Source organism: Janthinobacterium salmonicoloratum (assembly GCF_051380845.1).
Classification (GTDB): domain Bacteria; phylum Pseudomonadota; class Gammaproteobacteria; order Burkholderiales; family Burkholderiaceae_D; genus Janthinobacterium; species Janthinobacterium lividum_F.
Genome location: NZ_JBNYXV010000010.1, coordinates 18743 through 42117, shown reverse-complemented (window position 1 = coordinate 42117; position 23375 = coordinate 18743). Strand labels below are relative to the sequence as shown.

20 protein-coding genes and 1 pseudogene are annotated in these 23375 nt (G+C 62.3%); 13 read left to right on the top strand and 8 right to left on the bottom strand.

What is annotated here, in order from left to right:
* The first annotated feature begins 141 nt into the window (after window positions 1-141).
* The 6 genes from ACQ4WY_RS27395 to ACQ4WY_RS27370 all read left to right on the top strand — a co-directional run bounded on the left by ACQ4WY_RS27395 (window position 142) and on the right by ACQ4WY_RS27370 (window position 5076).
* Entirely contained in the window at window positions 142-1611 is a 1470-nt protein-coding gene (locus ACQ4WY_RS27395) for an aminotransferase-like domain-containing protein (RefSeq protein ID WP_436506803.1), read from the top strand.
* A gap of 10 nt (window positions 1612-1621) precedes the next feature.
* Window positions 1622-2299 carry a TetR/AcrR family transcriptional regulator gene (locus tag ACQ4WY_RS27390; RefSeq protein WP_436506802.1) on the top strand — a complete coding sequence of 226 codons (678 nt, stop codon included), beginning with the start codon at window positions 1622-1624 and terminating at the stop codon, window positions 2297-2299.
* Between the two features lie 91 nt (window positions 2300-2390).
* On the top strand, window positions 2391-2906 hold the full coding sequence (locus tag ACQ4WY_RS27385) for a hypothetical protein (protein ID WP_436506801.1): 516 nt from the start codon (window positions 2391-2393) through the stop codon (window positions 2904-2906).
* A 142-nt stretch (window positions 2907-3048) separates the two neighbouring features.
* Complete coding sequence (locus tag ACQ4WY_RS27380; protein WP_436506800.1) at window positions 3049-3318, top strand: hypothetical protein; 270 nt, start codon at window positions 3049-3051, stop codon at window positions 3316-3318.
* 160 nt (window positions 3319-3478) lie between these two features.
* Window positions 3479-3901: a VOC family protein gene (locus ACQ4WY_RS27375; RefSeq protein WP_436506799.1), complete on the top strand. Its 423-nt coding sequence runs from the start codon at window positions 3479-3481 to the stop codon at window positions 3899-3901.
* Between the two features lie 11 nt (window positions 3902-3912).
* Window positions 3913-5076: a dipeptidase gene (locus ACQ4WY_RS27370; protein ID WP_436506798.1), complete on the top strand. Its 1164-nt coding sequence runs from the start codon at window positions 3913-3915 to the stop codon at window positions 5074-5076.
* A 1-nt stretch (window position 5077) separates the two neighbouring features.
* Here the strand turns inward: ACQ4WY_RS27370 and ACQ4WY_RS27365 are convergent, their stop codons facing one another.
* The 7 genes from ACQ4WY_RS27365 to xapA all read right to left on the bottom strand — a co-directional run bounded on the left by ACQ4WY_RS27365 (window position 5078) and on the right by xapA (window position 13721).
* The gene (locus ACQ4WY_RS27365; protein ID WP_436506865.1) at window positions 5078-6295 is read right to left on the bottom strand and encodes a nucleoside deaminase; all 1218 of its coding nucleotides are present in this window, start codon (window positions 6293-6295) and stop codon (window positions 5078-5080) included.
* A gap of 4 nt (window positions 6296-6299) precedes the next feature.
* Window positions 6300-6707 carry a cytidine deaminase gene (locus ACQ4WY_RS27360; protein WP_101483994.1) on the bottom strand — a complete coding sequence of 136 codons (408 nt, stop codon included), beginning with the start codon at window positions 6705-6707 and terminating at the stop codon, window positions 6300-6302.
* Window positions 6708-6822: 115 nt separating this feature from the next.
* Window positions 6823-8145: a thymidine phosphorylase gene (deoA, locus tag ACQ4WY_RS27355; protein ID WP_436506797.1), complete on the bottom strand. Its 1323-nt coding sequence runs from the start codon at window positions 8143-8145 to the stop codon at window positions 6823-6825.
* A 74-nt stretch (window positions 8146-8219) separates the two neighbouring features.
* The gene (locus ACQ4WY_RS27350; protein WP_436506796.1) at window positions 8220-10601 is read right to left on the bottom strand and encodes an aldehyde dehydrogenase family protein; all 2382 of its coding nucleotides are present in this window, start codon (window positions 10599-10601) and stop codon (window positions 8220-8222) included.
* A 12-nt stretch (window positions 10602-10613) separates the two neighbouring features.
* Window positions 10614-11573, bottom strand: coding sequence for a deoxyribose-phosphate aldolase (deoC, locus tag ACQ4WY_RS27345; protein ID WP_436506795.1), 960 nt, complete (start codon window positions 11571-11573; stop codon window positions 10614-10616).
* Window positions 11570-12763, bottom strand: a complete 1194-nt coding sequence (locus tag ACQ4WY_RS27340) for a phosphopentomutase (RefSeq protein WP_152281681.1) — start codon at window positions 12761-12763, stop codon at window positions 11570-11572. Before ACQ4WY_RS27340 ends, deoC begins: the two co-directional genes overlap by 4 nt.
* A gap of 118 nt (window positions 12764-12881) precedes the next feature.
* On the bottom strand, window positions 12882-13721 hold the full coding sequence (gene xapA / locus ACQ4WY_RS27335) for a xanthosine phosphorylase (RefSeq protein WP_426090075.1): 840 nt from the start codon (window positions 13719-13721) through the stop codon (window positions 12882-12884).
* A gap of 525 nt (window positions 13722-14246) precedes the next feature.
* Here xapA and ACQ4WY_RS27330 point away from each other — a divergent pair.
* The 7 genes from ACQ4WY_RS27330 to ACQ4WY_RS27300 all read left to right on the top strand — a co-directional run bounded on the left by ACQ4WY_RS27330 (window position 14247) and on the right by ACQ4WY_RS27300 (window position 22366).
* The gene (locus ACQ4WY_RS27330; RefSeq protein ID WP_436506794.1) at window positions 14247-15404 is read left to right on the top strand and encodes a carbohydrate kinase family protein; all 1158 of its coding nucleotides are present in this window, start codon (window positions 14247-14249) and stop codon (window positions 15402-15404) included.
* A gap of 3 nt (window positions 15405-15407) precedes the next feature.
* Entirely contained in the window at window positions 15408-16337 is a 930-nt protein-coding gene (locus ACQ4WY_RS27325) for a pseudouridine-5'-phosphate glycosidase (RefSeq protein WP_436506793.1), read from the top strand.
* A gap of 87 nt (window positions 16338-16424) precedes the next feature.
* Window positions 16425-17324, top strand: a complete 900-nt coding sequence (locus tag ACQ4WY_RS27320; protein WP_436506792.1) for a LysR family transcriptional regulator — start codon at window positions 16425-16427, stop codon at window positions 17322-17324.
* Between the two features lie 384 nt (window positions 17325-17708).
* Window positions 17709-18704: a BMP family lipoprotein gene (locus tag ACQ4WY_RS27315; protein WP_353658761.1), complete on the top strand. Its 996-nt coding sequence runs from the start codon at window positions 17709-17711 to the stop codon at window positions 18702-18704.
* Window positions 18705-18784: 80 nt separating this feature from the next.
* Entirely contained in the window at window positions 18785-20314 is a 1530-nt protein-coding gene (locus ACQ4WY_RS27310; RefSeq protein ID WP_436506791.1) for an ABC transporter ATP-binding protein, read from the top strand.
* On the top strand, window positions 20311-21390 hold the full coding sequence (locus tag ACQ4WY_RS27305) for an ABC transporter permease (protein WP_353658762.1): 1080 nt from the start codon (window positions 20311-20313) through the stop codon (window positions 21388-21390). Before ACQ4WY_RS27310 ends, ACQ4WY_RS27305 begins: the two co-directional genes overlap by 4 nt.
* A 4-nt stretch (window positions 21391-21394) precedes the next feature.
* Window positions 21395-22366, top strand: a complete 972-nt coding sequence (locus ACQ4WY_RS27300) for an ABC transporter permease (RefSeq protein ID WP_436506790.1) — start codon at window positions 21395-21397, stop codon at window positions 22364-22366.
* Window positions 22367-22786: 420 nt separating this feature from the next.
* Here ACQ4WY_RS27300 and ACQ4WY_RS27295 read toward each other — a convergent pair.
* A pseudogene (locus tag ACQ4WY_RS27295) lies at window positions 22787-23371 on the bottom strand (ADP-ribose pyrophosphatase); the annotation flags it as partial.
* Between the last annotated feature and the right edge of the window lie 4 nt (window positions 23372-23375).

Here is a 23375-nt window from a genome sequence, read left to right as displayed (position 1 = left end):
ATAATTTACCAGTTGGCAAAAAGCTGATGTAATAATAGACAGGCCACCCCCAATGGCACAGATACACAAACGGTAAAGTATCCCAACCGTACAGGTCGAAAAATCAGTACAGTTTTGTGCAAGGCAGCATAAGGAGCCACCGTGAAGCACAGCGACAGCACAGACGATGCCCCGGAGCAAGCCAGTGGCTGGCCCGTGCTGGACATCGACCGCCAGAAAAAGGGCGGCCTCGTCGAGCAGATCGTCATCGCCATCAGCGTCATGGTGGGCAGCCGCGCCCTGCGCATCGGCACGCGGATGCCGTCCGTGCGCCAGTTCGCCCGGTGCAATGGCGTGTCGACGTTCACCGTCGTCGAATCGTATGACCGCCTGGTCAATCTGGGTCTGCTATCGTCGCGGCGCGGCTCCGGCTATTTCGTCGCGCGCCACGATATCGCCGCCTCGCCGCAGGCGGCCCTCATTGCCAACACCCTTGCCAGCCCCACCGCCATCGACGCCCTCACGCCGGACCTGTATTCGGGCGTGTCCGATGCCCTGCCCGTGGGTGCGGGCTGGCTGCCGCCCGAGATGTATGGCGAAGCGACCGTGCTCGATGCCGTGCGCCAGGCCATGCGCATACCCGCCAGCCGCCTGCGCGGCTATGGCCACCCGCTGGGCTTTGCCTCGCTGCGCCAGCACCTGGCCGCCAGCCTGTCGGAAGAGCTGTTCCAGGTGGAAGCGGACCAGGTCTTGCTGACGCACGGCGCCACGCACGCCTTCGATCTGATCCTGCGCAGCCTGACCAAGCCGGGCGATACGGTGCTGGTGGAAGACCCCGGCTACAGCAATCTGCAATCGCTGATCCGCCACCACGGCTGCATCCCCGTCGGCGTCAACCGCAGCGAAGCGGGCCTGGATCTCGACGCGTTGGCCAGCGAGGCCGCGCGCACCCAGCCCAAGCTGATGTTCGTCAACACGGTGCTGCAAAATCCGCTCGGTACCTCACTCAGCCAGGCGCAAACGCACCGCCTGCTGGCATTGGCCGAACAATTCGATTTCTGGCTGGTGGAAGACGATATCTACCGCGAACTGGCGGCGCGCGGGGAAGCCTCGCTGGCGGCCATGGATGGCTTGCGCCGCGTGATCCGCGTGGGCAGTTTTTCCAAGACCCTGTCGCCCGTGCTGCGCGTGGGGTCGATTTGCGCCTCGTCGTCGCTGGTGGCCGAGCTGGTGCGCGTGAAAATGCTGGCGGGACTGACCACGTCGGAAATCAACGAGCGCGCCGTCTACCACGCCATCTCCGCCCGGCCCTACAAGCGCATGGTGGAACGCCTGGTGGCGCAGCTCGATGCAGCCCGCGAACGCAGCATCGACTGCCTGGCGCAGGCGGGCATGACGCCCGTGGCGCGGCCCCGTGGCGGCATGTTCGTCAGCGCCGGCTGGCCCGACCTGCAGACGCCGGAATGGAATGGCAAGATCATCGCCGACATGGCCTTGAAGGCCGGAATCCTGCTGTCGCCGAACGAATTTTTCATGCTGCGCGCGCCCGAGACGGTGTGGTTCCGCTTCAACGTGGCCTACACCGATACCCCCGTGCTGCAGACCTTCCTGCAATCGATCCGCCCACGCTAAAGAACCCGCCATGGCCAGCGACAAATCCCCTGCCCTTCCCGCGAAAAATGCCGGCGGCCGGCGCCTGCAAAACCGCGATCGCCTGGAGGCGGACATCCTGGAACAAGCCGTGCGCGCGTTCGCGGAAAGCGGCTATGAGGGCGCGTCGATCGCCACCATCGCCGAGCGGGCCGGCCTGTCGAAGCAAAACCTGATGTATTACTTCCCATCCAAGCAGCTGCTGTACCAGCGCGTGCTCGACGACGTGCTCGACGACTGGCTGGCGCGCATGGAGTCGCTGGCCAACGAACACGACGAACCGCGCGACGTGTTGCGCGCGTATATCGGCGCCAAGCTGCGTTTTTCGCGCGAACAGCCATGGGCCTCACGCGTGTATGCGCTGGAAGTGATCAATGGCGCGCCCCTGTACGGCGCGCAGATACGCGACAGGGTCGTGCCCCTGCTGCGCAAGGATATCGCCGTCTTCGAAGCCTGGATCGCCGCCGGCAGGATCGCGCCCGTCAACGCCACGCACCTGATGTTCGCCATCTGGGCTATGACGCAATCGTATGCGGATTTCTCGGCGCAGATGGCCCTGGTGCTGGAACGCAAGCAGCTCACGCGCAAGGATTACGAGGATGCCGAAATCCTGCTCACGCACATGGTGCAGGCGGCCATCGCCCTGCCTGCGGCAGCGCCAGGCACGTGATGAAATTTCCAATGAACAAACGAGCAGTGATAGCATGACGCGCTGGAGCGTTTGCAATGGCGGCGCAATATCGACAGGATAAGGAACAGGCATGAAACAATGGTCATCGGCGCGCACCGCGTCATTGCTGGGCAAAGCTGCCTGCGCGGCGCTGCTGGCAGTGGCGGGCGCGGCACAGGCGCAGACAGTCGGCATGATAGAGAGTCAGCCGCTGAGCGAAACCTGGCTCAACGCAGGCTTTTATTCGTATCACTTTCAGCGCGACAAGAACCTGAACGACAGCAATCCGGGCCTGGGCGCCGAATATCGCTTTTCCACCGTCGCGTCGGTCACGGCCGGGCGCTTCTACAATAGCGACCGCGCCTATTCGAACTACCTGGGCGTGTACTACCAGCCGATCAAGGTGGGCCCGCTGCGCGTCGGCGCCGTCGTTGGCGGCTTCAGCGGCTATCCGAAGATGCGCGATGGCGGCTGGTTCCCCGCCCTGGTGCCCACCATCAGCTATGAATACCAGCGCGTGGGCGTGAATATCGCCATCGTGCCGTCCTACAAGGATCGCCTGTATGGCGCCCTCAGTTTCCAGCTGAAACTCAAGGTGTTCGAATAGCCGTTTGTCCCTGCCTGTCGCCGTTCGGTCCGCCATTCCTGCCATTCGTCGCATACGCGATACCAGGCAGCAAGGTTTTACCTATAGTGGATTCATCGCCAGCATGCATACGGCAGCGGCACCCACACGACAGGAGAACGGCATGAAAGACATCAATTCGGCACCGGGCAGCACTTCCTTCAGCGCTTTCTGGAACGAGCTGTGCGCTTATACGCGCCAGGGCATGGCCGCCTTGCGCGCCATGCCCTGGCCCATGCTGCTGGCGTGCTGCCTGGGCCTGGCGTTCCTGATCACCATCTTGCCGCTGGCCATCATGTTGTTTGCCCTCGTCATGCTGCTGAAATGGGCAAGCAACAGCGACGATGCCGGCGCGGACGAGAAAGCGCCTGGCTCGCAGCAGTCGCCGCAATAAAAATTTTCGTCGTGGCAAGAGTGCAATGATTGTTCTATGGCACTATGGATGGGCGCGGCACTGACGGGCATCAAACCCATCCCGATGGAGGGCTTTGAGACGGAACGCTACGCCGTATCCATGATCGAAGCTACTCCCCCACAGCCATAGGAGTTTTCTGATGACCACGACAGCAAAAGCTACAGCAGCTACGACCATTCCCTGCCTGCGCTACCGCGACGCGCCCGCCGCCATCGAATGGCTGTGCAAGGCGCTCGGTTTTGAAAAACAATTAATCGTGCCTGACGGCAACGGTGGCGTCGCCCATGCGCAATTGAGCTTTGGCAATGGCATGGTCATGGTGGCGCCGGCCCTCGACAACGACTATGGCCGCCTGATGAAACTGCCTGGCGACATCGGCGGCGCCAACACGCAAAACTGCTACCTGGTCGTCAGCGATGCCGACGCCGTCTACCGCAGCGCGCGCGAAGCCGGCGCCGAGATCGTGCTCGACATCAAGGATGAAGATTACGGCGGACGGGGCTTTACCTGCCGCGACCCGGAAGGCCATATCTGGAGCCTGGGCACCTACGATCCATGGTAAAACGGAGAACAATGATTATCAGTACCTTCGCCGCCGCCAGCCTTGCGCTGATCGGCGGCTTCCTGTCCGCTCCCGTCCTCGTCGACGAGCACCTCAACCGCGTCCATCCGCCGTCCGGCAAGTCGCCATCGACGGCTACTATGGCCCTGCACCAGAGCCTGTGGATCGCAGACCTGCACGCGGACAGCTTGCTGTGGCAACGCAATCTGAACCGCGACAGCCAGCGCGGGCATGTCGACTTTCCCCGCCTGCAGCGGGCCAACGTGGCGCTGCAAGCCTTTTCCGTCGTCACCAAGACGCCGCGCAAGATGAATATCGAGCGCAATGGCAGCGACACAGACAACATCACGGCGCTGGTGGTGGCGCAAGGCTTGCCGCCCGCGACCTGGAACAGCCTGTTGGCGCGCGCCACCTACCAGGCCGACGAGCTGCGCCAGCAAGCGGCCAAGAGCCATGGCAAGGTCCGGGTCATCGGCAGCCGCGCCCAGCTGCGCAGTTTCATCGCCGCGCGCGAAAAGGATCCCGCCCTGCTGGCCGGCTGGCTGACACTGGAAGGCGCGCATGCGCTCGAAGGCAAGCTGGAAAATCTGGATACCTTGTACCAGGCCGGCTACCGCATGGCCGCACCCACGCATTTCTTCGACACGGAACTCTCCGGTTCCCAGCATGGTTTGAAGAAAGGCGGCCTGACGCCGCTGGGCCGGCAATGGCTGCGCGCCATGGAGCAGCGCAAGATGATCGTCGACCTGGCTCACGCCTCGCCGGCCACCATCGACGACGTGTTAACTTTGGCGAAACGCCCCGTGATGGTGTCGCACACGGGCGTGCGCGGCACCTGCGCCAATGGGCGCAACCTGAGCGATGCACAATTGAAACGCATCGCCGCCCAGGGAGGCCTGGTGGGTATCGGTTTCTGGAATACGGCCGTCTGCGGCAAGGACGTGGCATCCATCGCGCGCGCCATCAAGTACACGGTAAAACTGATCGGGGCGGAACACGTGGCCTATGGCTCGGACTTCGATGGCGCCGTCACCACGGCCATCGACGCCACCGGCTTGCCGCGCTTGACGCAGGCACTGCTCGACGCAGGCTTGTCGGAAGCGCAGATCCGCCGCGTGGCGGGCGAAAACGTGCGCGACTTTTTACTGAAAAACCTGCCCGACGATGACGTCTAGACTAGCCTAGCGCCTGGACCAGGGCCTGGTTCGCCACCTGGCGCGGCCGGATGCGTATGAGTTTGCGGTACAGCGGCGGCATGGTCTCGCACAGCGCCAGCAGCGCGTCTTCCGGCATACCGGGTCGCACGTACTGGAATTGCGCCGGATTATTCTCCGGCAGCGCCCCCTCCATGGTGGAGCCGTAGGCGCCCAGGGTCATGAAACTGGCGGCGCTGTCGTCCGGGCCGATGGCCAGCACGAAAGTGCCGTGCTTGGGGTGACCCAGATAGCTTTTGATCTCCTCCTGCAGCGCGGGCTCCGCATTCGCCATCAATTCAAAACGCAGCTGCGCGTACTGGCGCGTGCATTCCATGAACGGCGTGCGGATGGCCGATTGCGCCAATTTTCCCGGCATGCACAGCAGCAGATTGCCGAAGGAATCGAGCAAGGCGGCCGCGTCGCCCTGGCCTCCATCGCGCACATCCTGCTCCATGGCCGCCTGCAGGAATGGCGCCAGGCCAGCGTCGGGCGCATGAGGTTCGCAGCGGTAAGTCAGGGCGTCGGGATAGCGGCGGCGCAGAGCGCGTACCACGACATGCTCGGACGGCAAGGTGGCGGGATCGCGCAGATGCACGTCGTCGCCGGCGTTCAGCAGCTGCATCACCTGCGCCGATGTCGCTTCGAACACGAGCGAGCACAGTGCCTGCGTCGCCTCGTGGATGCTCTTGCCAATGAAAAAAGATTTGGGTGCGGCGCCGGAAGGCAGCCGCGCATACTCGGTGCCGCCACGCACGGCCGGATAGCAAAAGCTGCGGACGGCCTGTGCCTGCAACGGCGCCGGCAAGGCCGTGAACGTGGCGGCGCCATCGTAATTGATGCCCGCCTTGACGTCGGGGGCGGCCACCACCACGTTGAAACCGGCCGCCAAAATCGCCCCCGTGCACATACAGCAGGGGTCGAGCGAGGTGACGATGGTCAGGTCGCCCGGCGGCGGCAAGGGCGTGCCCTTGGCCCGCTCGGCGAAATACCAGTCCACCAGCTGACGTTCACCATGCGCGGTGGGATCGAACACCAGGCCCTGGCGCACGACGTTGTTGTGCATCGATTGCAGCACGTTGCCGGCGCCATCGAGCAGCACGCCGCCCACGCCAAAGGTACCCTGCGTCTTGGCCGCCATGGCTTCGGCCGCGGCAATCGCCACGGCCGCCTGGATGTCGATCGTCTTGTTCAAGCGGATCCTGTTACTTCATGTCCAGGTCGGAATTGCCGAAGCCGTGCGGCAGCAGCCAGCCCGCCGTCACTTCCATGACATCGTTTTTCAGGTTCGTCAGGATCACCGGCAGGTCGGCGCCGCCCATCTCGAACATCACCTGGCGGCAGGCGCCGCATGGGGAGATCGGTTCCGCCGTATCGCCCGTGACGGCCAGCTTGGCGAAGTCGCCCGGTTTGCAGCCATGCGCGATGGCGCTGAAAAACGCCGTGCGCTCGGCGCAGTTGCACAGGCCATAGGCGGCGTTTTCCACGTTACAGCCACGGAAGACGCGGCCATCCTTGCACAGCAACGCCGCGCCCACCTTGAAACGCGAGTATGGCGCGTAGGCCAATTCGCGGCCAGCGTTGGCTTCGGCGATCAGTTCTTGGTTGTTCATTTTTTCTGTATTACCTTTGAAATCATTAAGGCCGGGGTCAGACCCTCAATGCCGCTAACGCATAGCTCAGCGCTATCGCAAACGGAGGTCTGACCCCAGTGTTGCTAATGTTACTTTACGGACGTATCGTACGGTAAATCACCGGCTTGGCCGCCAGCGCGACCGTGCTGATGGCATACGCGTCCTGGATTTCCTTGACGGCTTGCTGCGCCGCCGCTTCCGTGCGCGCATGCACCATGGCCAGCGGCTGGCCCACGGATACCTGCTCGCCCAGGCCCACCAGATCCGTCAGGCCGACAGCAAAATCGATGCTGTCGGTCGGACGGCGGCGGCCACCACCCAAGGCCACCACGGCCAGGCCGATGGCGCGGCAATCGCGCACGTTGGCGTAACCGGACGACAGCGCTGGTGCCGGCACGACGAACGGTGCCTGTTCCAGGTGCTTGTCCGGATTCTCGACCAGGTCCGCCGGGCCGCCCAGGGCGGAGACCATGCGCGAGAAGCGCTCGGCTGCTTCGCCCGAGTCGAGGGCCGCCATCAATTTCACGCGCGCCTCCTCTTCGGTGGCAGCCAGGCCGCCCAGTACCAGCATCTCGGCGCACAGCGCCAGGGTAACTTCATGCAGGCGCGCGGGACGCGAACGGCCCGTCAGGTAATCCATGGCGCCGCGCACTTCCAGCGCATTGCCGGCGTACGGCGCCAGCGATTCGTTCATGTCCGTCAAAATCGCCGACGTCTGCATGCCCGCACCATTGCCGACGGCGACGATGCTCTCGGCCAGTTCCACCGATTTTTCGTAGGTCGGCATGAAGGCGCCCGAGCCCACTTTGACATCCATCACCAGCGCGTCCAGGCCAGCCGACAGCTTCTTCGACAGGATGGAGCCGGTGATCATGGCCACCGATTCCACCGTGGCGGTGACGTCGCGGATGCTGTAAAAACGCTTGTCGGCCGGCGCCAGCTGCGCCGTCTGGCCGATGATGGCCACGCCGATATCCTGCACCACCTTGCGGAACAGTTCATTGTCCGGCACGGTGCAGTAGCCGGGAATGGCGTCGAACTTGTCCAGCGTGCCGCCCGTGTGACCCAGGCCCCGGCCCGAGATCATCGGCACGTAGCCGCCGCATGCGGCAACCATGGGCCCCAGCAGCAGGGAGACGACGTCGCCCACGCCGCCCGTCGAATGCTTGTCGACGATGGGACCCGGCAGGTTCAGCGAACGCCAGTCCAGCACCTGGCCGGAATCGCGCATGGCCAGGGTGAACGCCACGCGCTCGTCCATGTTCATGTCGTTGAAATAGACGGCCATGCCCAGCGCCGCGATCTGCCCTTCGCTGACGCTACCGTCAGTGATGCCGCGCACGAAAAACTGGATTTCTTCGGCGCTCAGCACGCCCTTGTCGCGCTTCTTGCGGATGATTTCTTGGGTTAACAACATGGAATAACTCCAATCATGAGATCTGGGGTCAGTCCCTACGGCTCTGACCCCAGCTTTGCAACACTAGTTGCTCATCAGACGCCGTAAGGAATCCACACGTTTTTCACTTGCGACGCATGCGCCAGCACGGCACGGCCACCGCTTTGGGCGGCGCTATACCAGTCGCGGCCTTTGGCGCCGCCGACCCAGGTGCGCTTCAGGGTGCCGGCCGACAGGCGCTCGACTTCAGCGCAGCCTTCGCCGGAACCGTCATGGCGCCAGACGGCGTCGATGTCGGCGTGCGTGGCCAGGGTGCGCGCCAGTTCATCGGCGTTGCCGCTGATGATGTTGACGACGCCGCCCGGCAAGTCGGACGTGTCGAAGACCTGGTACAGGTCCAGCGCGGAGAGCGGATGCGCTTCCGATGGCACCACCACCACGCGGTTGCCCAGCGCGATGGCCGGCGCTACCAGCGAGATGAAGCCCAGCAGTGGCGCTTCGTTCGGGCAGACGATGCCGATCACGCCGACCGCTTCATTGAGCGCCACGGTGATGCCCTTGGTGGGCGGCTGGTGCGCCAGGCCGTCATACTTGTCGGCCCAGGCGGCGTAGTAGAACAGGCGTTCGATCGATGCCTGCACTTCCTTCTCAGGATTTTTACTGCCCGTCATGGCGGCGATGCGGGCGGCGAATTCGTCGGCGCGCGCAGCCAGGTTTTCGGCGATGTAGTACAGCACTTGCGCGCGGTTGTGCGCCGTGGCGCTGGTCCAGCCAGACGCTTTATGGGCCGCTTCGACGGCGTTGCGGATATCCTTGCGGCTACCCACGCCCACCTCGGCCAGCAGAGCGCCATTCGCGCCAAATACGGGCGCGCTGTAGGCGCTGTCAGGGCGCGCCTGCTTGCCGCCGATGTACATCTTGGCCGTGCGGTCGATGGCGAAGGGGTCGGCTGCAACCGGTTTCGCATTCCCTTTCACCTTGGCCTGCACCACCGGCAAGGCCGGGCGCGCATCTTCGGCCAGGGCCGTCATGTATTCCAGCATGCCTTCGCGGCCACCTTCGCGGCCAAAGCCCGATTCGCGGTAGCCGCCGAAGCCGCAAGCGGCATCGAACTGGTTGGCGCTGTTGATCCACACCACGCCAGCCTTGATGGCGGGAGCGATATCGAGGGCCAGGCTGATCGACTCGGTCCACACGCTGGCGGCCAGGCCGTACACCGTGTTGTTCGCCAGCTGCACCGCTTCAGGCGGCGTGCGGAAGCTCATGGCCACCAGCACGGGGCCGAAGATTTCAGCCTGTGCCACGGCAGCCGACGTCGACGCGCCCGTGATCAGGGTGGGCGGGAACCACGAGCCGTCAGCCGGCAGTTCGCACGCCGGTTGCCACACGTCGCAGCCTTCGGCGCGGGCCGAATCGACCAGCGCGGCGATACGCTGGCGCTGCACCGGATCGACCAGCGCGCCCACGTCCATCGATTTGTCCAGGGGCGAACCGAGACGCAGGTTTTCCATGCGCGTGCGCACCTTGTTCAGGAAGCGTTCCTGGATCGATTCCTGCACCAGCAGGCGCGAACCGGCGCAGCATACCTGGCCCTGGTTGAACCAGATCGAATCGACCAGGCCTTCCACGGCGCCGTCCAGGTCCGCGTCTTCAAAGACGATGAACGGCGACTTGCCGCCCAGCTCCAGGGACAGCTTCTTGCCGCTGCCGGCCGTCGCTTCACGAATCAAACGGCCCACTTCCGTGGAACCCGTAAACGCGATCTTGTCGACGCCAGGATGGTTGACGATGGCCGAGCCCACGCGACCGTCGCCGGTGACGATGTTCACTACGCCGGCCGGCACGCCCGCCTGCACGCACAATTCGGCGAACAGCATGGCGGTCAGCGACGTGAATTCAGCCGGTTTGAAGACCACCGTGTTACCGGCCGCCAGGGCCGGGGCAATTTTCCACGACAGCATCAGCAGGGGAAAATTCCACGGCACGATCTGGCCCACCACGCCCACGGCGCGGTAGTCGGCGAATTCTTCCGATTGCAGCTGCGCCCAGCCGGCGTGATGGTAGAAATGGCGCGCGGCCAGCGGCAGATCGATATCGCGCGTTTCGCGGATGGTCTTGCCGTTGTCCAGGGTTTCCAGCACGGCGAACAGGCGCGAATGCTTTTGCAGCAAGCGTGCCAGCGCGTACATGACCTTCGCACGGCCATGGCCACCCATGCCCTGCCATACGGGCAGCGCGCGGCGTGCCGCTTCCACGGCGCGTTCCACGTCATGGTCGCTCGCTTGCGTCAGTTCCGCCAGTTGCGTGCCATCGGCAGGATTGGTCGAAGCGAACAGCTCGGCCGGCTCGCTCCAGGCATTGTCGATGAACAAACCGAATTTGCGCTGGTGGCCATCAAGCCACGCCTGCGCTTCTTTTTGACTTTCGGGAGCAGGGCCGTAGTCCATAGTATTGAGAATCTCGTTAATTGTTGGCATGACGATTGTTCTTTAAGGTTGTGCGTGACGATGATTGGCCGAGTAGCTGCCGGTGACGTAATGCTCGAGCTGGCGCTCGATGTCGGTCAGCAGGCTGGAAGCGCCGATGCGGAACAGGTGCGGCTGCAGCCATTCGTTGCCCAGTTCTTCCTTCATCAGGGTCAGGTATTGCAGCGCGCTCTTGGCCGAGCTGACGCCGCCGGCCGGCTTGAAGCCCACTTGGAAGCCCGTCTGCTCATGGTATTCGCGGATCGTGCGCACCATCGTCAGGGCCACGGGGATGGTGGCGTTCACGCCCTCTTTACCGGTGGAGGTCTTGATGAAATCGGCGCCTGCCATCATGCAGACCCACGAAGCCTTGGCCACGTTTTCCATGGTCAGCAAGTCGCCCGTGGCGAGAATCGCCTTCACGTGCGCTTCGCCGCACGCCTTGCGATAGGCCAGCATTTCGTCGTACAGCACCTGCCAGTTGCCGTTCAGGACGTGCTGGCGCGTGATGACGATATCGATCTCGGAAGCGCCGGCGGCGACCGACAGTTCGATCTCGCGCAGCTTTGTTTCCATGCTCGTCAGGCCGGCCGGGAAACCCGTCGACACGGCGGCGATGGGCAAGCGGCCCTGGATGACTTTCACGGCCGGCTGAATCATCTCGTGGTACACGCACACGGCGCCGGTGCTCAATTGCGTCAAGCCCAGTGCCTCCATCAGGTCGGCACGCAGCGGGCGCATGGCCTTTATGCACAGGCGCTCCACGCGGCCCGGCGTATCGTCGCCGCCCAGGGTGGTCAGGTCGATCATCTGGATGGCTTTGACCAGCCAGGCGGCCTGGTATTCCTTTTTCACCGTACGGCGGTTCGCCAGGCTGGCCGCGCGGCGGTCCGTCGCGGCGCGGTTGACGCGGATCTGGTTGATCCAGCCCAGGTCGAGGCCTACGGCCTCGTTACGCTTGAATTCGGGGTGCATGAGTGTCATAACAAGCTGGTTCCATTAGCAAGTGGTGGTACGCCAAGGTGTTTGGCGAGGGTTTGGCCAATATCGGAGAACGTCTCGGAAATACCCAGTGCGCGCGGGGCGACGCCGGGACCGAAGAAGATCATCGGAATGTGTTCGCGGGTGTGGTCGGAGCCGTGCCAGGTCGGGTCGCAGCCATGGTCGGCGGTGATCACGACCAGGTCGCCTTCCTTCAGCTTGGCCATGAATTCCGGCAGGCGCGCATCCATTTCGCGCAGCGCGTCGGCATAGCCTTCGACGTTGCGGCGGTGGCCGAAGGCCTGGTCGAAATCGACGAAGTTCACAAAAGTGAGCGACTTGTCCTGCACTTCATCGGCCGTCTTCAACAGCGCTTCGAACAGCGCCATGTTGTCGACGCCCTTGACGACGCGCGAGATGCCCTGGGTGGCGAAAATGTCGCTGATCTTGCCCAGGCCGACGACTTCGCCGCCCGCATTCTTGACGTGATCGAGCAGGGTCGGCGCGGGCGGCGCGACGGCGTAGTCGTGGCGGTTGGACGTGCGCGTGTAATTGCCATTGCTGCCGGTGAACGGGCGGGCGATGACGCGGCCGATGTTGTACGGTTCGACCAGCTTGAAGGCCATTTCGCACACTTGGTACAGGCGCTCGAGACCGAACGATTCTTCGTGCGCGGCGATCTGCATCACCGAGTCGCCCGACGTATAGATAATCAGCTTGCCGGTGGCGACGTGTTCATCGCCATGCTTGTTGATGATATCCGTGCCCGAGGCATGGCAGTCACCGAGGAAGCCCGGCACGCCCGACATGGCTTTCAGCTTGTCGGTCAGGTCGGCGGGGAACGATGGCGTGGTGCGGGGAAAATAGCCCCAGTCGAATTCGACGGGCACGCCGGCGATTTCCCAGTGGCCGCTCTGCGTGTCCTTGCCGGTGGAGCGCTCGCGCGCCGCGCCATAGGCGCCGGTGAAACCGTCGCGCTGGTCGAAGCCCGTGGCCCATTCGCCGCTGGCCAGGTGCGCTGCGGCGCCCAGTCCCAGGCGTTCCATGTTGGGGAGTTTCAAGGTCTTGCCGCTTTTGGCGACAGTGCTGGCAATGTGGCCAAAGGTATTGGCACCTGCGTCGCCATACTTGGCGGCGTCTGGCGTCGCGCCAAGGCCGAAGGAATCAAGCAGGAGGATAAATGCGCGTGACATGATAAGGCTCGCTTTATGGAATGATGCGGGGTGATGCGGACAGTGTAGGCCGGATTTTCCCGGCCTGCCGCGCGGCAGCGCCGGTGGCCGGCGCGCCGCTACTGCGTAAAAAGAGTACTTAGGCTTGCGGCTTGGTCGCTACCGTGGCCAGGAAAGCCAGGATCAGCTTGACCAGGTCTTTCGCGCCGATGGCGGCGTATTTCAGGGTTTGCTCGTGCGACAGCGCGAATGGCGACATGCCTTCGGCCAGGTTGGTGATGACGGACACGCCCACCACTTTCAGGTCGCAATGACGGGCCGAGACCACTTCCGGCACCACGGACATGCCGACCGTGTCGGCGCCCAGGCGGGCCATCATGCGGATTTCCGCGGCCGTTTCGAAGTTCGGGCCAGGGTAGGCGACGAACACGCCTTCGTGCAGGGTGATGCCGTTCGAGGCAGCCGTGTCCTTGACCAGGTTGCGCAGGTCAGCATCGTAGGCGTTGGCCATGCTGAAAAAGCGCGGGCCGAAGCGGTCGTCGTTCGGGCCGACCATCGGCGTGCCTGGCAGCAGGTTGATATGGTCGCTGATGGCCACCAGGCTGCCGGCGTCCACTTCAGGACGCAGGGAACCGGCGGCGTTGGTGACGAACAGCATTTCGCAGCCCAGCAGTTTCAGGGTGCGGATGGCGCTCGTCATCACGCCCATGCCATAGCCTTCATAGAAGTGGCCACGGCCCTTCATGCAGACGACGGCGACGCCCGACAGGGTGCCGACCACCAGTTCGCCAGCATGGCCGTGCACGGTGCTGATCGGGAAGCCTGGCAATTCGTCAAAGCTGATGCTGACGGCGTCCGTCATCTGCTCGGCCAACACACCCAGGCCGGAGCCGAGGATCATCGCCACGCGCGGCTTGAAATTTTCAGGAGCGCGGGCACGGATGATTTCGGCGGCGTGGAAAGGGGTGTTGTTCGACATGGTTATCCTCTGATTGACTAATGATGATGGTTGCTTCCCCGGTAAGGGACTGCGGCCCAGGTATCGGGTATGTATGGTGTTACAGGTATATCGAAATGCGTATTGCCATTGAGGCTATCCCAGTAGATGAATACATCCCCTGCTGGCGCACCTCAGAAGCGGGGACTGCGTTGATCGTCGTCGCGTGGACCACCACGCTTCCTCCTCACGCCTTATCCGCGCTCCTGACGCACTGCCAGCAGAAGACGCTCCCTACTGGGATAGCCTCTATTTGCCGCCACTATGCATCAAACGGAATATGTATGGCAAATACCATTTTTCTTGCCCATTTATACAATTCAAATATAAATCGCCGATATTATAGTCGAGACAAGCCCAGGTTCGCCATGCCCGGGAAATGCATGCATACAAGCTCCATACGACCACTTTTTGCGCATGCCTGACAAGAATCTCACACACGCTTGACACAATAAAGACAAATGTTTACAGTTTCAGACAAATGTTTAACCCTTCGACGAAAACCCAGTGACCGATACCAATAAAAAAGACCAGCTGTTCACGCTGATCCGCAACAACCCCTTCATCTCGCAGCAAGACCTGGCGAGCGAACTGGGCTTGTCGCGCTCGGCCGTCGCCGGCCACATCGCCGGATTGATCCGCGAGCGCCGCCTGCTGGGACGCGCTTACGTGCTGCCCGACAGCCGCCCCGTGCTGTGCATAGGCGCCGCCAACCTCGACCGCAAGATGCGCACCCTGGCAACCCTGCAGATGGGCACCTCGAATCCCGTGCGTTCGGAAGAAGTGTTTGGCGGCGTAGGCCGCAACATCGCGGAAAACCTGGCCCGCCTGTCGATTCCCGTCGCCCTGCTGACGGCGCTGGGCGACGACGCGGCCGGCCACGCCCTGCAGACGCATGCGGAAGACGCGGGCATCGACATGCGTGGCAGCTTGCATCTGAACAACACCAGCAGCGGCACCTACACGGCCGTGCTCGACGAACATGGCGAAATGCTGCTGGCGATGGCCAACATGCAACTCTACGAACAGCTGACCCCGGCCTTTTTGCATAGCCGCCAGCCGCAGCGCGCCGCCGCCGCCCTCACCGTCTGCGACCTGAACCTGGGCCACGACAGCGTGCAGGCACTGCTGGCCGACGCGCGCCAGGATGCGGCCCACGCGACGCCGCTCGTCATCGTCGCCGTATCGCAGCCGAAGATGGCGCACCTGCCGCAAGACCTGACGGGCTTGCACCTGCTGATCCTGAACCGGGGCGAACTGGAAACGCGGGTGGCGCGGGCCTTGCCCACGGCGTTTGACGTGCGCGCCGCCTGCCGCGAAGTGCAGCGCCAGGGCGCGCGCCAGGTGATCGTCACCTGCGGCGGCGAAGGCGTGTACTTTACGGATGGCGACGGCCCTGACGCGCCTGTCGTGCACCTGGCCGCGCGCGAAGTGGACGCCGTCGACGTGACGGGTGCCGGCGACGCGTTTTCCGCCGCCGTCTGCTGGTCGCTGTATCACGACAGCAGCGATTTGAAACTGGCATGCCGGCGCGGCCTGAAGCTGGCCGCCATGACCCTGGAATCGGCTGCCACCGTCTCGCCCCAGATTTCTGCCGGTGCACTCGACAACATTGACGACGCCGACCTGGCACCGCCTCCCCCTACCCTCTTTCAACAGGATTGAAACATGACGCAATTGAATACCTTCCTCTCGTTCTCGCAAGAAGTGCTCGACGCGCGCGCCGCCGGCAAGGCCATCGTGGCGCTGGAATCGACCATCATTTCGCACGGCATGCCGTATCCGCAAAACGTGGAAATGGCGCGCGAAGTGGAACAGATCATCCGTGACGGCGGCGCCGTGCCGGCCACCATCGCCATCATCGGCGGCAAGATTTGCGTGGGCTTGTCGCCCGAGCAGCTGGAACTGCTGGGTACCTCGCCCGACGCCATGAAGGTCAGCCGCCGCGATCTGCCATTCGTCCTGTCGCAGGGTAAATTGGGCGCCACCACCGTGGCCGCCACCATGATCTGCGCGGAACTGGCTGGTATTTCCGTGTTCGTTACGGGCGGCATCGGCGGCGTGCACCGCGGCGCGGAAACGAGCTTCGACATTTCCGCTGACTTGCAGGAACTGGCGCAAACGTCGGTGGCTGTCGTCTGCGCGGGCGTCAAATCCATCCTCGACATCGGCCTGACCCTGGAATACCTGGAAACCCACGGCGTGCCCGTCATCAGCGTGGGCCAGGAAGGTTTTCCCGCCTTCTTCACGCGCGAAAGCGGCTTCAAGGCCGATTTCCGCCTCGACACGGCCGCGGAACAGGCGGCCTTCATCGGCACCAAGTGGCAGCTGGGTCTGAAAGGCGGCGTGATCGTCAGCAACCCTGTGCCCGCCGCGCAAGCCATGCCCAAGGAAGAGATCGATGCGATCACCACGCAGGCGCTGCAGGAAGCGGATGCGGGTGGCGTGAAAGGCAAGCAAGTCACGCCATTCCTCTTGTCGCGCATCAAGCAACTGACGGATGGCCGCAGCCTGGCGACGAATATCGCCCTGGTCAAGCACAATGCCCGGGTCGGTACGGCACTTGCCATTGCCATGCAGGCAGTCGTGGCACGATAATAGGACTGCTGTAAAGAAAGCGCGCATGCCTGACTCAAGGTCTGCGCGCCGTTCCATCGCCAAGCACCACGCAACGCCAAGGAAAGCATGTCCATCGATCTGAAACAGTTAAAGTATTTTCTTGCCGTCGCCGAGGAGAAAAGCTTCAGCCGCGCCGCCGAGCGCCTGCATATCTCGCAGCCGCCCCTGAGCCAGCAGATCATGAAACTGGAAAGCGAACTGGGCGTGCGCCTGTTTGCACGCACCACGCGCACGTTCGAGCTGACCGTGGCGGGCAAGGCGCTGATGAACGAGGCGGCCGATCTGCTGGCCAAGATGCGCATGACCATCGACACCATCCGCCAGATCGACCGCGGCGAAGTGGGCCGCTTGCGCGTGGGCATTGTCGGCTCGGCCATGTGGGGCCCCATCCCCAGTCTGCTGGAAGAATTCCAGACCAAATTTCCCCGCGTCACCTGGACCATCCATGAATTCGGTCCCACGGTGCAATACGAAGCCTTGCGCGCCAAGCAAATCGACGTGGGTTTCTGGCGCGAACCCAAGCTCAACGATGACGACTTGCGTCACGATAATTTACGCCAGGAACTGTGCTTCCGCGAAAACGTCTGCGTGGCCGTCAACGAACACCATCCGCTGGCGAAAAACACGGCGATCGAACTGATCGACATCGCCCACGAGCCGATGCTCACCCTGAACCTCGACAAATCGGCCTTTCCCCGCTACCTGGTACAATGCTGCATCAACGCCGGTTTCGAACCCGTGATTTTCCAGGAAGCGAGCGAGCCGCAAACCCTGCTGGCCATGGTGGGCGCGGGCCTGGGCGTGACCCTGGTGCCGGAAACGACGAGCCGCATCGGCTGGCCCGGCGTCGTCTTCCTGCCCATCAAGACCAATCCGCCATCGGCCAACCTGTACATCAGCTACACCACGCTCGACGACGCTCCCGTCGTGCGGGCCTTTTTAAACATACTGAATCCTCCAGCCTGACCTTTACCACCTATTTATATGCACCGCATATAAATACATAAACAAAAACGTATTTGTCATACATATCTGGCATGATGCATAGTGATTCGGACGCCCATCGCGGCGCCGGTCCCGTGCTTGCCCTGCCCGTCAACGACGGCGCATCCCAGCCCGCTCCGGCAGCCCCATTCGATGTTGTACCTATAAAAGAGACGGGGCGCGACTGTTGCATGAGTATCACGCTGTCGACATAAAAGCAGTCGAGGCCAGCAATGATCTTGTGCAATACAGTGCAATGTTGATAAGGAATTATCACCTCGTGCATCAAAAACAGGCTAAATCGGCCCCAAATTATATGTTTCACCTATAAAAAATATACAATATCGATCTTCCAGGAGCCAATTCATGAAACTTACACAATTTAGTTTGACGATCGCAGCCGTATTTCTGACTGCTCAAGCGTCCGCGGCTACCCCAAAACTGGGTGTCGTGTATGACGCGGGCGGCAAGTTCGACAAGTCGTTCAACCAATCCGCTTTCGAAGGCGCCTCGCGCTTCAAAAAAGACACAGGCATTTCCTTCATCGAAGTGCAGGCATCGAGCGATACGCAGGCTGAACAAGTCATGCGTGGCCTGGCCCGCAAGAAACTCGACATGATCGCCGCCATCGGCTTTGCGCAAACGCAAGCCGTGCAAAAGGTCGCCAAGGAATTCCCGAACGTAAAATTCGTGCTGATCGACGGCCAGGCCGCCGGCAGCAACGTCAATTCCGTCGTCTTCAAGGAAGAAGAAGGCTCCTACCTGGTGGGCGTGGCTGCGGCCATGGCCAGCAAGAGCAAGAAGGTCGGCTTCATCGGTGGCATCGATATTCCCCTGATCCGCAACTTCGCCTGCGGCTACGCGCAAGGCGCGAAGGCCGTCAATGCGAAGACGGAAATCACGCAAAACATGGTCGGCACCACGTCCGGCGCCTGGAATGATCCGGCCAAGGGCGGCGAACTGGCCCGCTCGCAATTCGAGCGCGGCGTCGATGTCGTCTTCGCCGTCGCTGGCGGCAGCGGCATGGGTACCCTGCAAATGGCCAAGGAAAAAGGCAAGCTGGCTATCGGCGTCGATTCGAACCAGAACCATCTGTATCCAGGCAGCATCCTGACCTCGATGGTCAAACGTGTCGACAACACAGTCTACGACAGCTTCATGCAAGTCAAGAACGGCACCTGGAAGGGCGGCGTCAGCTATAAAGGCTTGAAAGAAGGCGGCGTGGATTGGGCGCTCGATGCGAACAACCGCAAGCTGATTACGCCGGAAATCGAAAAACGCGTGTTGGGTGCGCGTAAGGACATTATCGATGGCAAGATCAAAGTGATCGATTACCGCGTCGGCAGCAGCTGCCCGGTTTAATTTTCTCTGTATCTTTTAGCGCGCCGCCGGGGCCTGTCTCCGCGCGGCGCGTTTCCATGAAACTATCCAGTTATGAACCTATGCAGCCAGCAGTAGAATTTCGCAGCATTTCCAAGCAGTTTGGACATGTGAAGGCGAACGCCGACGTCAGCTTCTCCATCGCCAAGGGCAGTATCCATGGCCTGGTGGGAGAAAATGGCGCCGGCAAATCGACCTTGATGAGCATCCTGTACGGGTATTACCGTGCCGACGGCGGAGAAATCTTGCTCGACGGAAAAGTACAGCCTATCCGCAACAGCCAGGAAGCGATCAATCTCGGCATCGGCATGGTGCACCAGCATTTCATGCTGGTCGAGAACTTCACCGTCCTCGACAATATCATGCTGGGTACGGAAGGCGGCTTTCGTCTGGCCAGCCACCGCACCGAAGCGGAAGCCAAGTTGCGCGAGATTTGCGCGCGCTACCGCCTCGACGTCGACCCGCTGGCGAAGATCGAAGACCTCTCCGTCGGCGCGCAGCAGCGCGTGGAAATCCTCAAGCAGATTTACCGCAGCGCCAACATCCTGATCCTCGACGAGCCGACGGCCGTGCTGACGGCGCAGGAAACGGCCTCGCTGTTTGAAATCCTGCGTCTGTTCAAGGAGCAAGGCAAGACCATCATCCTGATCACGCACAAGCTGCAAGAGATCCTGGAAATCACCGACAACGTCACCGTCATGCGCGGCGGCACGGTGGTGGGCGCCGTTGCCACGGCGACTACCTCGAAAGAGGAACTGGCCAACATGATGGTCGGCCGCCCCATTCAGAGCCATCTGCCCCGTGCACCGTACAATCCGGGCGCCACGGTGCTGGAAGTGGACGGTCTGCAACTGGCCGATGACCAGCAAGTCAAACTGCTGGCCGACATCGGTTTCAACTTGCGCGCCGGCGAAATCGTCGCCATCGCGGGCGTTTCCGGCAATGGCCAGAGCGAACTGCTGGAAATTTTGTCCGGCATGCGCTTGCCCACTTCGGGCAAGCTGCGCTTCCTCGACAAGGACTTGCCGTTTGCCAAGCGCCACGATGCCGACGGCTTGCCGCTGGCCTTTCGCGAACTGGGCATCGCCCACATTCCGGAAGACCGCTTGCGCGATGGCGTGGTGAAAAATTTCTCCGTCATGCAAAACACCATCCTCGGTTACCAGGATCACCTGAAAAACCGCTGGGGCCTGTTCAACTTCAAGGCCATCGGCGCCCGCTGTGCGGAACTGCTGAAAACCTTCGACGTGCGCCCGGCCAACCCGGACTTGCGCATTGGTCTCTTGTCGGGCGGTAACCAGCAAAAGGTGGTGATCGCGCGCGAAGTACTGGCCAAGCCGAAACTGATGCTGGTGGGCCAGCCCACGCGCGGTGTCGACATCGGCACCATCGAAAGCATCCATACGCAATTGCTGGCCCTGCGCGACGCGGGCGTGGCGATCCTGCTGGTGTCCGTCGAACTGGAAGAAGTGCGGGCGCTGGCCGACCGCATTCTCGTCATGTGCGGCGGACGCATCACCGGCGAACTGAAAATTGAAGAATTCGATACCACCCGCATCGGTCTGTTGATGGGGGGAATGCATAAATCATGAATAACGACTTGCCACGCTGGGCGACAGCCTTTGTCATGCCCATGTTAAACCTGCTGTCGGCCTTGCTGGTCGCCGCCCTGGTGATTTATATGCTGGGCGAAGACCCGGCCGAATCGCTGTCGATCCTGGTCCACAGCGCCATCCTCAATCCCGAAGGCTTGAGCTACACCCTGTTCTACGCCAGTACCTTCATTTTCACGGGCCTGTCGGTCTCCGTGGCGATGCAGGCCGGCCTGTTCAATATCGGTTCCGAAGGCCAGATGTATATCGGCGGCCTGGGCTTGACGGTGGCCATGCTGGCCTTCGACCAGACCCTGCCCGCCTGGCTGTTGATTCCGGCCGCCATGATAGGCGCGGCCCTGTTCGGCGCACTGTGGGGTTTCTTGCCCGGCTATCTGCAAGCCAGGCGCGGCAGCCACATCGTCGTCACCACCATCATGTTCAACTTCATCGCCGCCAGCCTGATGAACTTCGTGATCGTGAAGTACCTGATTCCACCGGGCGAACAGAACACTGCCAGCCGCGTGTTTGCGGAAAGCGGCGAAATGCCGCGCCTCTCGACCTGGTTCCCGTCGCTGGGCGACACGCCGCTGAACATCAGTTTTCTGCTGGCAATTGCCGCGCTGGTGATCTACGGCGTGATGGTCTGGCGCTCCTCGTGGGGCTTCAAGCTGCGCGCCACGGGCCTCAACAAGCATGCGGCCCACTATGCGGGCGTGTCGATCAGCAAGATGATCATCATCGTCATGCTGATCTCCGGCGCGCTGGCGGGCCTCGGTTCCGTCAATTCCATCATGGGTTCGACGCATTATTTGTCGCTCAACTTCGTCGGTGGCGCCGGCTTCATCGGCATCGCCATCGCCCTGATGGGCCGCCAGCATCCAGTCGGCATCTTCCTGTCGGCCGTGCTGTTCGGCGCGCTGATCCAGGGTGGCTTTGACCTGTCGCTGGAAAAACCGAATATCCCGACGGAAACCTTCATTTTCATCCAGGGCTTGATCATCCTGTTCTGCGGCGCCATGGAAAACTTCTACGCACCGGCCATTTCCGCCCTGCTCAAGCGCACCAAAGGCTAACACCATGACACTCGACGACTTTCAATTCGCCAGCATCCTGGTATCGACCGTGCGCAATGCGCCCGTCCTGATCTTTGCCGCCATGGCCGGCCTGTTTGCCGAACGCAGCGGCATGATCGACATTGGCCTGGAAGGCAAGATACTGGCCAGTGCGTTTGCATCCGCCGCCGTGGCCTACACGACGCAAAACCCGTATTACGGCATGGCTGCCGGCATGCTCGTGTGCGTCGCCCTGGCCTTGCTGCAGGCCTATGTCAGCATCACGCAAAAAGGCAACCAGCTGGTGGCCGGCATGGCGATCAATATCGCCATGAGCGGGCTGACGTTCGTGCTGGCGCAATTCTTCTTCCAGCAAGGCGGCCGCACGCCCGACCTCGGTTCGGCGCGGCTGTTTGACGTGGTCTTGCCGGGCACGCATTACGTGGAGCACATTCCCTTCATCGGCTGGGTATATGCCCATCTGATCGGCGGCCATTCCATCCTCGTGTATGTGGCGTTCCTGCTGATCCCGCTCGTGCACTGGCTGCTGTACCACACGCGCTTCGGCCTGCGCCTGCGCGCCTGCGGTGAAAACCCGCATGCGGCTGATTCGGCTGGCGTGAGCGTGGAAGCGACGCGCTACCTGGCCATGCTGGTGGCCGGCATCCTGTGCTCGTTCTCGGGCGCCTACCTGGCCATCGTGCAAAGCGGCTTCTTCCTGCGCGACATGTCAGCCGGCGCCGGCTACCTGGCCCTGACGGCCATGGTGTTCGGCAACTGGCGCCCCGTCTATACCTTCCTCGGCTGTTTGATGTTCGGCTTCTTCGCCGCCATCCAGATTCAAATTGAAGGCGTGGACTTGCCGGTGGTGGGCCGCATCCCCGGCTCGCTGATCCAGATGGTGCCGTACGTGGTCACCGTGATCGTGCTGGCGGGCTTGATGGCGAAATCTATCGCACCGAAGGCGATTGGTATTCCATTTGTGAAGTCCCGTTAAGAGCCTGTCACGTCAAAAAAAAAGCGAAGCCTTCGGGCTTCGCTTTTTTTACGCCTGTGCAATCTCGTCCAGCGAGAAAAATACAGGCAGGCCCAGCCCGCGCGCCACCTCCACCATCTGGTCCGCCCCCTGGGACGGGCCGCGTAGGCGCAACACGGCATCGCAATGGCTGAGCAAGCGCGTCGCATGCGCGTGGAACAGTTCTTCATACACGGCATCGCCTACCCGGCTTGAACCGGCCAGCGCCAGCATGGGCAGAGCCAGCCATTCACCGAGCACGGGCATGTGCCCCTTGGCATACAGCGGAAGGCAGACAGCTTGCATGGCCGCCACATTCGCCGCCATCAGGACGGGATCGTCGCCCGTGCCTGAACGGTAGGGGCCGGCAACCAGAATCTGCATGCCCCGCTTGACGGGCATCAGCTGCAACTGCGCATGCTGCAGCAGCATGATGGTCTTGCCATCGCAGATGCGCCCATCGGCCACCATCTGCAGCGCTTGCGCCAGGGGCAGCTCCAGCACCTCGATATCCTCGCCTTCGTGCGCCAGGCCGCCGCCGTCGCCGATGCGGCTGGCCGGATCGTATTCGGCGACAAAAAAATGCAGGCGTTCCGTCACGGAACCGGGGCTCATGAAGGCATGGAAGACCTTGTGCACGTCGCCCACCGCATAGCCCGTTTCTTCTTCCACTTCGGCGCGGATGCGCTGCTCCGCACTGGCCGCTTCCAGCAAGCCGGCCGCTGATTCGATGAGGAAACCATCGTGGCCGTCGCGGTAGGTGGGAAAGCGGAACTGGCGGATCAAAATCACCGTGCGTTTGACTTTGTTGTAGAGCAAGATGGTGGCGCCATCGCCCCGGTCATAGGTTTCCCGCGTCTGCGTCTGCCACTGCCCATCGCGGCGCAGATAGTCGAACGTGGTTTTCTGCAATAAATACCAGTCGTGCGACAGGGTCTGCACGCCGTGGATGCGGACCCGTTCCTGCTGTGCTGTTTCTTCACGCATAGCG